The sequence below is a fragment of the Thiobacillus sp. 65-1402 genome, assembly GCF_001897685.1.
GTDB lineage: Bacteria > Pseudomonadota > Gammaproteobacteria > Burkholderiales > Thiobacillaceae > Thiobacillus.
Map to the genome: position 1 here is coordinate 1 of NZ_MKUG01000104.1, position 9,126 is coordinate 9,126.

At 65.8% G+C, this 9,126-nt stretch carries 10 protein-coding genes; all 10 read right to left on the reverse strand.

Annotated features, from left to right (window positions below; translation table 11 throughout):
• Positions 1–591, reverse strand: a 591-nt coding sequence (locus BGO62_RS08885) for a twin-arginine translocation signal domain-containing protein (RefSeq protein ID WP_296641473.1), incomplete at its 3' end; no start/stop codon positions are given.
• Between the two features lie 37 nt (positions 592–628).
• Complete coding sequence (locus BGO62_RS08890) at positions 629–1,264, reverse strand: redoxin family protein (protein WP_296641475.1); 636 nt, start codon at positions 1,262–1,264, stop codon at positions 629–631.
• A gap of 678 nt (positions 1,265–1,942) precedes the next feature.
• Positions 1,943–2,371 (reverse strand): biopolymer transporter ExbD, encoded by a 429-nt coding sequence (locus BGO62_RS08895; RefSeq protein WP_296641476.1) that lies wholly within the window; start codon positions 2,369–2,371, stop codon positions 1,943–1,945.
• Positions 2,372–2,375: 4 nt separating this feature from the next.
• A complete protein-coding gene (locus tag BGO62_RS08900) occupies positions 2,376–3,125 on the reverse strand; it encodes a MotA/TolQ/ExbB proton channel family protein (protein ID WP_296641478.1) in 750 nt (249 codons plus the stop codon).
• Between the two features lie 2 nt (positions 3,126–3,127).
• On the reverse strand, positions 3,128–3,835 hold the full coding sequence (locus BGO62_RS08905) for an energy transducer TonB (RefSeq protein WP_296641479.1): 708 nt from the start codon (positions 3,833–3,835) through the stop codon (positions 3,128–3,130).
• 25 nt (positions 3,836–3,860) lie between these two features.
• A complete protein-coding gene (locus BGO62_RS08910; RefSeq protein ID WP_296641481.1) occupies positions 3,861–5,996 on the reverse strand; it encodes a TonB-dependent receptor in 2,136 nt (711 codons plus the stop codon).
• A gap of 21 nt (positions 5,997–6,017) precedes the next feature.
• Positions 6,018–6,506: a redoxin domain-containing protein gene (locus tag BGO62_RS08915; protein WP_296641483.1), complete on the reverse strand. Its 489-nt coding sequence runs from the start codon at positions 6,504–6,506 to the stop codon at positions 6,018–6,020.
• Positions 6,503–7,690: a sialidase family protein gene (locus tag BGO62_RS08920; protein ID WP_296641486.1), complete on the reverse strand. Its 1,188-nt coding sequence runs from the start codon at positions 7,688–7,690 to the stop codon at positions 6,503–6,505. Before BGO62_RS08920 ends, BGO62_RS08915 begins: the two co-directional genes overlap by 4 nt.
• A 108-nt stretch (positions 7,691–7,798) precedes the next feature.
• On the reverse strand, positions 7,799–8,416 hold the full coding sequence (locus BGO62_RS08925) for a superoxide dismutase family protein (RefSeq protein ID WP_296641487.1): 618 nt from the start codon (positions 8,414–8,416) through the stop codon (positions 7,799–7,801).
• Positions 8,417–8,449: 33 nt separating this feature from the next.
• The gene (locus tag BGO62_RS08930; RefSeq protein WP_296641489.1) at positions 8,450–8,965 is read right to left on the reverse strand and encodes a DUF302 domain-containing protein; all 516 of its coding nucleotides are present in this window, start codon (positions 8,963–8,965) and stop codon (positions 8,450–8,452) included.
• Between the last annotated feature and the right edge of the window lie 161 nt (positions 8,966–9,126).

Genomic DNA, 9,126 nt, shown 5'->3' on the forward strand with positions numbered 1-9,126 from the left:
CTTCGGCACGTCGCCCAGATCGGTGATCAGCACCATGTCCTTCTGGCCGTCCGCGAACGCCACGTACTTGTTGGCGTTTTCGCCCACGCCGATGGAGACGTGTACGCCCAGCGACATGCCGGTGGTTTCACCGATGTCGTTGACCACGCTGATCGAGTTCTGCTTGCCGCTGCCGTCGTAGCGCATCTTGAACATCTTGAAGTCGCCACGGTTACGCCACTCGGGAGAGTTCTCGTTGACGTAGGGCGATGCCGGCGGCTGCATGGTCTGGTAGAAGTCGAAGCCCTTGTAGGGATCGGCAGACGGCATGGAAGCGATGTGGTGGGGGATCGGCATGTCGATGCCGTGCAGACCGTAGGAATACCAGGCCAGGGTCTCGGGCACGGACAAGTCCATCGCCTGCACGTAGCCGCCGTACTTGCTCGGCAGCAGCACCACGTTGCCCTTGAATTTGCCGAACAGCTCAGCCTGGGCTTCGCCAACGGGGTTGTGCACGGCGGCGAACGCGCTGCCGGAGTTAAGCATGGTGGCGGAACCGGCAACGCCGGCCGCGACTGCGCCCTTCATGAACTGCCTTCTGTTGATACTCATTGCATTCTCCTTAAGTTTTCGACCTGAAGCCATCGGCTCAGATGTCGCCCTTTTTCCACTTTTGCGGGCCCACGAACACCTTCTGGACCACACCCTTTTCGTCCAGCAGGAACGAGGTCGGCAGGCCGCGGATGCCCAGGCGGGTCGACACACCGTCTGCGCTCAGCGCATCGTTCGGCGCGACATAGATCTTGGTGGTCTTCAGATTCTTTTCCTTCTTGATGAAGTGCATGGTCTTCACCGAGTTGGGAATGACTGCTTTCGGTCCGCCCATCAGCGCAGCGCCCACGGTGTCCGCGTTCACCATCACCAGATTGATGCCCTTGGCATTCTTCTGCGTGAAGTCCTCGATCGCCGCCAGCTCGTTCACCGAGACCGGCACGGCCGAGATAAAGAACACCACCAGGGAACGCCTGCCCTGCACCACGCTGCCCAGGTCGACCTTCTGGCCGTTCATGTCGTAGGTGTCAAAGTCGGTGGGCAGCTTCTGGCCAACCGCCACCGGATCGATGTACACCTGTCCGCCCACTTGCTCCGCGGTGGGGAAGGTACCGTCTTTGCTGTCCGCCAGCGCCGACCCCATGGGCAGAGCCAGCAGACCGGTCAGTGATACAAAAGCGCATGCGGCCTTGATCCGCCCGCTCGACCTGTCATGTCTTACTTGCAGTTTCATGTTTCTCCTCCTACTAAAGGCTAACTCCACCCAACTTGCGTCGCCCGGATTGGCGAATACAACCCCGCAATCGGATCGAGGTGCGGCAACTTGTCGCGCCGCTTACTAAGCATCTAGCGTGCCAGATAAATTAATCAATAAAAACAATTGGATACGGTTTTTGCGGATTTTTCGCTTGTTTCCCGACCGTTCCACGATGAAACGCATTCCAGCCGGGCCGCCGCGCTTGGCATGCGTCCGGCCGCAAAACGAAACGCAGGCCGGGCGAGAAACGTCCGCGCCAAACAGGCCGGGCGGCAGCGGCGGGGATGCGGAAAAAAAAGAACCGGCAGGCGCCGGTTCAAGAGGAGGAGGAGGGGCGGCCCGCTCCGGGCCGCCCCTCCGTTTTTCATCGGCGAGCGGCCCGGCGTCGTTCGGGACGCCTTCTGCCGCTTATTAAGCACGAACAGTGCCAGAAATAATTTCTATATATAACAACAATATATAAACACATCCCGATGGGAGTGTTGCAGATAAATTTCAAATCGGAACGCCCGTGTTTCTTTTTTCGAACACCGGCTGCGCACGCGAACCGGCAACGGGCTGACGCGGATACGCATGGGCATGAGCATGCGCAAGGAAACGAACGGCCGTGCGCAGCACGAGCGCCCGGCGGCACTGGCGCTGCGGCGGCGCCGGCTATGGCCCGCGGGACTGCGTCGGGTCGGTCACGAAGCCGATGCGCAGCAGTCCCGCCTTGGCGGCCGCCGACATCACCTGGGCCACCGTTTCGTAGTGCGCAAGGCGGTCGGCGCGGATGTGCAGTTCGGGCTGCGGCTGTTTTTTCGCCGCCGCGGCAAAGCGCGCCGCCAGCTCCTGCTGGGTGACCGGCGCGCCGTTCCAGAACAGGGCGCCGTTCGCGCGTATGCCGAATTCGACATGCTCGGGCCGGGTGATGTTGGGCGCGCTGCTGGCCTTGGGCAGATCGATCTTGACGGAATGGGTGAGCAGCGGCGTGGTGATGATGAAGATCACCAGCAGCACCAGCATCACGTCCACCAGCGGCACGACGTTGATTTCCGACATCGGTCCCTGATGCCGGCGCGGATCGAAGCTTCCCATGGCCATGTTGTCACCCCTGCGCGGCGGCGCGCGCTTCCTGTTTCGCGGGACGCAGCGGGCGCCCCTCGCCGGCCGAACTGTTGGCCTTCTCGCCCACCGTGATCACCGTGTACAGATCGTGCGCAAAGGCATCGAGCTTGGCCAGCCAGACCCGGTTGCGGCGATTGAACGCGTTGTAGGCAAGCACGGCGGGAATCGCCACGGCCAGACCGACCGCGGTCATGATGAGCGCCTCGCCCACCGGGCCCGACACCTTGTCCAGCGTGCCCTGGCCCGACAGGCCGATATTGACCAGCGCGTGATAAATCCCCCACACGGTGCCGAACAGGCCGATGTAGGGAGCGGCGGATCCGGCCGACGCCATCACCGTGAGGCCGCGCTCCACGCGCATCGCTTCCTGGTCGATGCCGTTGCGCAGCAGGCGGGTGAGGAATTCGCCCAGTCCGCCGGCCGCCGCCAGCTTCTGCATGCCGTGCTGGTGGTTGTCGTGGGCGGCTTCGAGCGCCTCGTGCGCGAGTTCGGCAAACGCGTTGTCCACCGGCTGGCGGCGCAGCGCGGCACCCAGCTCCTGCAGCGAATCGGCCGCCCAGAACTGCTTGAGAAAAGCCTCGGCGCGGCGCCCCGCCAGATAATTCGCCAGCGCCTTGGTCACGATCAGGTACCAGCTTGCCGCCGACAGCGAGAGCAGCAGCAGCAGCACGATGCGCCCGAGCATGTCGGTCTGCGCGAGAAAATGGGCGAAGCCCAGACTGTTTTCCATGATCAGCGTCCTTCCAGAGTGAAATTGAATGGCTGCGTCGCCACCGAGCGGACGGCCTGGCCGTCGCGTTGCGCGGGGGTACAGCGCCAGCTTTTGACTGCCGCGAGCGCGGCGGCGTCGAGGCGGGCGGAGCCGCTGCTGCTCGCCACCTGCGCCGCGCTCACGCGCCCGCTTTCGTCGAGTTCCACGCGCAGCACGACCTTGCCGGTTTCGCCCAGCCGGCGCGACATGGGCGGGTAGACCGGCGGCCTGCGCTCGGGGCAGCTCACCGCCAGCTCCGCCGCCAGTGTCACCGGCCCGGCCGGTTTGGGCGGCGCCGGCGGCGGTGCCGGCGGCGCGGGCGGGGACGGCGCCTGCACCGGTGCGGGCGCGGCCACGGGCGGCGGCTCGACCACGGGCTCGGGCGGCGGCAGCGGCTCCACCGCTTCCTGCGGCGACGTCACCGGCGCTTCCGTCGCCAGGTGGTAGTGCGGCGGCTTGGGCGGCGGCGCTTCCCGCTTGACCGGCCGTGGCGGCGGCGGGGGCGGCGGGATGACGCGCGGCGCCGGCTGCGGGGGCGGCGGATTGATGAAGTTGACGAACAGGGTCACCGCCTCGGTCGGCGGCGGAATCACGCGCGCGCTCCACAGGGCGTAGAGCACGCCGCCGTGCAGCGCCAGCACCGTCAGCAGGCCGGCCGCACGATTCCAGTCCATCCGCATCCGCTTCATCTCCTCCGTCTGCCCAGCGCCCGGCTTACCACTTCGCCTGCAGCCCGAGGATGGCCATGCGCGGCAGGCCGGCGGTGTAGGTCGGCGCGGCGCCGGTGCCGTCGGCGGTTTCGGCGTAGCGCTTGTCGAACAGGTTGCTGACGCTGCCGAACACTTCCATGCCCTTGCCGAAGGGGTAGTTGGCGCGCAGGTTGACCAGGTTGTGGCCGCCGTATTTGCCGGTATTGGCGGCATCCAGCCAGTAGCTGCCGAGCCTGAACCATTCCAGCTGGAAGCGGCCGCCGTTCATGTAGCCGGGGGCATAGCTCAAGCGCGTGTTGGCGATCACGCGCGGGGCGGTCTCCATTTCCTTGCCGCTGTAGTCGGCGGTCCCGGAAACGGTCCAGGTCTCGTAGGTATGCTTGGCGTACGACAGGCTGGCGTCGATTTGCCAGTCCTGCGCCAGCGGCAAGCCGAGGCCGAGTTCGATGCCGCGGTGCAGGGTCTTGCCCGCGTTGACCACGGTTCGCTGGGTGGTGACCGGATCGACATAGCTGACGAGGTCGTCCTTCTTGGTCATGTGATACACCGACGCTTCGTAGCGCAGTGTACCGGACTTGCCGCGCAGGCCGAGTTCCAGGTTGTCGACGATCACCGGCTTGAGGTTGAGCAGGGATTCGGCGGCGGCCTGCGCCTTGACCGCCGTGGACTCGCGGCTGCCGCGGAACACCTGGCCCTCGGACGGGGTGCGGAAGGAATTGCTGTAGGCCGCGAAGCCGTTCAGCGTGTCGCTGAAGGCGTAGGTCGCGCCCAGTTTGGGCCCCCAGTGGCTGTAGCCGACCTTGGTGCTGGCGACGTGGCCGTACCAGCCGTTGCCCGGGAAGGGGCCCGCCGCGCCCTGGGTCGCGCCCGTCAACCCGTTGTTGAACTTGTTCTCGTAGTCGTACTGCATGTCGTCGTAACGCAGGCCGGCGTTGAGGCGCAGCCTGTCGCTGAGCGAAGCCTCGCCGTGGACGTAGGGGGAAATGCCGCGGTAGGTCACGTCGTAGTCGTAGATCTGCACCGGCGCCGCTGCATTGCGGCTGTAGGTCACGCCGCCATAGGCGTTGGTGAACTTGTCGAGGCGGACCGAATCCTCGTCGCGCGATCCCGGGCTGTAGTCGACGTCCAGGCCGACGATGAGGCGCGCTCTGAGCGGCTCGAAATCGTGGCGGTATTTGCCGAGGAAGCCGAAGGACTTGTTCTTGGTGACGTATTGGCTGGGGTCGTAGCCCACGCTCCAGTTGGGCAGGATCTCCATGCTGTTGTCGCGGAAGTAGGGGGTGATCGACAGCAGCGAATTGGCGGTTTCCTTTTCGTAGGCGGTCGACAGGCGGAAGGCGTCGACCTGGCGATAGGAGAACGGCACGTTGTTGGCGCGCGGCGTGGCGGCGAGTTCGCCCGCGCTCAGCTTGCCGACGTGCTGCTGGTCGACCTTGGAAAACGACAGCACGGTTTTCAGCAGCGCGTCGTCGCCGAGCGCGCGGTCCCAGCGCGCGGTGCCGGTCTGGCGGTCGTAGCCGGCGTTGTCCTGCCAGCCGTCGGTGCGTGTCAGGTTGAGGCTGGCGCGCCAGGCGTCGTCGCCGTGGGCATTGCCGCCGCCCACCAGGATGCGGCCCCAGCCGTACGACCCGGCTTCCCCGCTCAGTTCGAATTCGGCCTGCTTCGGCGGCGTGCGGGTCAGCACGTTGATCGTGCCGCCGATCGCGTCCGATCCGTAGAGGGCGCTGCCCGGGCCTTTCATGACTTCCATTCCGCCCGACTGCGGCACGTTGATCTCGTACAGCGCGTTGTGGTTGAAGAAGCCGGTGGAGCGGGTCGGGATGCCGTCTTCGAGATAGAGGTAGACCGCGCCGGTCGTCAGCGGCTGACGGATCGCGGTGGAGTGGCCCTCGCCCGACAGATTGCTGACCCACACGCCAGGCACCTGGTTGAGGATCTCCTTCGGGTGGGTGGGCCGGGTTTCGCGCAGGGTCTGCTCCCTGACGATGCCGACCGTCGCCGGGGTCTCGCTCAACAGCTCGCCTTCGCGGGTGCCGGTCACCGTCATCTCAGGCAGCGCCGCCTCGGCCGGATCTGCCGCCGAGGCGGCGGGCGCGCACAGGATGCCCGCCAGCGCGAGCGGAATGGGGTTCAGCTTCATGTTTCCTCCGTTATTTTTGAATCAGTTGGCCAGCTTGTGCTTCCTGAGCCAGGCGCGCAGGCGCTGCTCGCTCAGCACGCCGACAACGGTTTCACGCTGATGCTGGGCGTCGTACAGGTAGGTGCGCGGCAATTCGCCGTACCACGACGGATCGATGGCATGGCGCAGCCGCTCGGGAATCGGATCGTCGAACACCCAGCTGTCGACGCCGCCGAGACCGAGCGGAGCCAGGGTTTTCTGCATGGCCGCGGCATAGTCGGGCGTATCCGTCGCCACCAGCACCAGCGGCAGGCGTTTCTGGGTTTTTGCCAGCTTGCCCAGCAGGGTCAGTTCGGTAATGCAATAGCTGCATTCGTTGACCGACCACAGGTTGAGAATGAAGGGGCGGCCGGCGTACCGCGCCTTGATCTTTGCCAGGCTGTCGGTGGTGAACCCAGCCGGCGCGCCGGCACCGGCCGGCGCGGCGAGCACCAGCGCCGCCAGCATGCCGAGCAGCAAGCGGCGGATCATTGCGGCGACCCCAGTTCCAACGGCAGGACGCGCACGCCTTCGCTGGCGCTGTTCCACACCACCAGCGCGCGCGCGCCGTCGGTCAGCGGCAGCGGATAGTCGGCCGCGCCGGCGGATTCCGCCAGACGCCGCGGCGCGCTCCAGGATGCGCCGCCATCGGTCGAGTGCATGGCCTGCACGACGTAGGCGCGTCCGTCGAACTCGCGCCAGGCGAGCAGCACCATGCTGCCCGCCGCCGCCACCGCCGCATGGCCGGCCTGGGCCGCCGGATTGCCCAGCGCCATGGGCGCCGACTCGCGTCCGTCCGCGATGCGTTTGTAGAACAGCCCCTGACGCGTCTTGCCTTGGGTGAACCAGACCAGGTGCAGGGCACCGCGGGCGTCGACCGCGAGGCCGCCGCCGTGGTGGGGGCAGGCGTCGATCCGCCATTCGTCGTCGGTGACGCGGCGCCGTTTGCCGCTATCCAGGTTGGCGAGGGCGAAATCGCGCGTGTTGCTGCCGTAGAGGTTGCGCCACAGCGCCACCGGCCCCTCCGCGGTCCAGGTCAGCGCGGTGCGGCAGCATTCGCAGGTATGTTCGGTGAGCCGGCGATTGGCGCTGAAATGGGCGCCGTTGTCGGCTGACTGCGCGAAGTAGACCGACGAGCCGGCGAACGCGCCGCCTTTTTCACGCGCCGCATCGCGGTCGCGCCCATCCAGCCACAGCACCGCCACCCGGCCCGCGCCATCGATCGCCAGCGAATCGAAGCTGTGGCTGCCGATGCGGCCATCGTCGTTGAGGGTGATCGGTGCGGAAAAGCTGCGGCCGCCGTCGGTGGAGCGGGCAAAGCGGACGTTGCCGGTGAACCTTTTCGGCAGCGACTGGCTCCAGCTCAGCAGCACCGTGCCGTCCTGCGCAACGGCGATCTTGGGACGGTTTTCCGCGTTGGCGGCAATCTCTTCCGGCGCGGACGAAACCGCGACCGGGCGGGAGAAACGCTGCCCGCCGTCGTCCGACCGGGAAACCCAGAGCTGCTGGTTCTCCACCCTGGCCAGCCATACGCGTCCGCTGCTGTCGAGCGTCGCGCCTACCGCCAGGGTCGGCTTGGCCGCTTGCGGTTTCGCATCGTGGCGATGCTCCATCGCCGCGGCCGGCTGGTATGCCAGCGTTGCCGCCAGCAGCAATGCAAAGCTAAATTGACCCATCTGACACCTATCCGTCTTTCTTGACCTCGTGGCGCCCAAGCTTACCCCGCGCCAGACGGTGCGGGAATGTGGCATATTGACGCATCGCCACCCCGCTTGAGCGGGCGGCTACATGCGCATCATGTCCGACTCGATCACGCCGCAGGCGACGCGGGCGCCCGAATTGCCTGCGGGGTCGGAAAAGTCGTCTTCACTGGCATGGATCACAATGCTGCGGCCGTCGACGGATGCCGCGCCCATCAGCGCGATGCTGATGCCGTGCGCCGTCACGTCCACCGCCGCCCGGCCATTCGCATCGGCCTCGATGTTGCCAAGATCGCCGAGGTGGCGATCCTTGCTGCCGGGTGCGCCGTGACGGCCGCCGGTGGGCGCGTAATGGCCGCCGGCGCTCATGCCGTCGGGCGAATCGCAATTACCGTTCACATGGATGTGAAAACCGTGTTTTCCCGGCGTCAGCCCTTCGACCGTCCCGCTGATATGCACGACGCGATCCTTCGACTCCTGGAACTTCAGCGACCCGTTGACGGAACTGCCTGAGGTCGCCGCCAGAACCGCCGTGGACGCCATCATGTTGTCGTGGGCGGCCACTGGCACTGGCGCCGGCCCGGCACCGAACAGCAGACCGGCGGCCGCGAGGGCGCGCGGCAGGATGCCGCGGCGGATGCGGGATACGGATTGTCTGGGGGCACGCATCATTGTCTCCTTGGGAAGCCAGCCGAACGGCATGTTCCTTCATGTTTCATAATGGAATGAAAACGTTCAGAACCCTCCGCTTGCCAGTTCCGTCAGCATCGCTTTCAGATCGCGGTCGAACTGCTCCAGATTGGCTTTGCCTTCCTTCGACAGCTTCGGGTTCTTGGCCAGAATCGACAGCACATGGGCGGGACGATGCACCATCACCGTGGTTTTGCCGTCGTTTTCGAACAGGGCGAGCCGGCATGGCGCAAACATCTCGAAGTCGGGCACGTTGCGGGTGATGCTGTATGCCTTGGTCAGGTTGCAGAACTCGATGAGCTGCAGCGGATGCGCCTCGATGCCCCGGCTGGCCAGGCCTTCCTGCACGTTGAGTATATTGATGACGGCGTAATTCCTGGCTTCGAGGGCCGAGACGAGCAGATCCCGCACCGCCGGCAAGCTGTCGGCGAGGGTGACTTCATATTTGACCGGGGTCGCCAGGACGGCGGGATCCTTCGCCCACAGCGGCGCCGCTTGCAGCGAAAACAGCAGAGCGGCCAGAGCCAGGGCCCAGGGTGTGAAAAAATGCTTGGCGGACATGCTTCCGTCTCCTTGTATGTTCCAAAACGGTGGGCACCATGCCCCCGCAGTCCGGAAAAGCAAACCCCGTACCAGAATCGGGCAGAGCGGAAACGTTCAGCGCGTGCGGCCGTGCGGATGGAAATGCAGGTTGTATTCGCGCATCTTGCGCCACAGCGTGG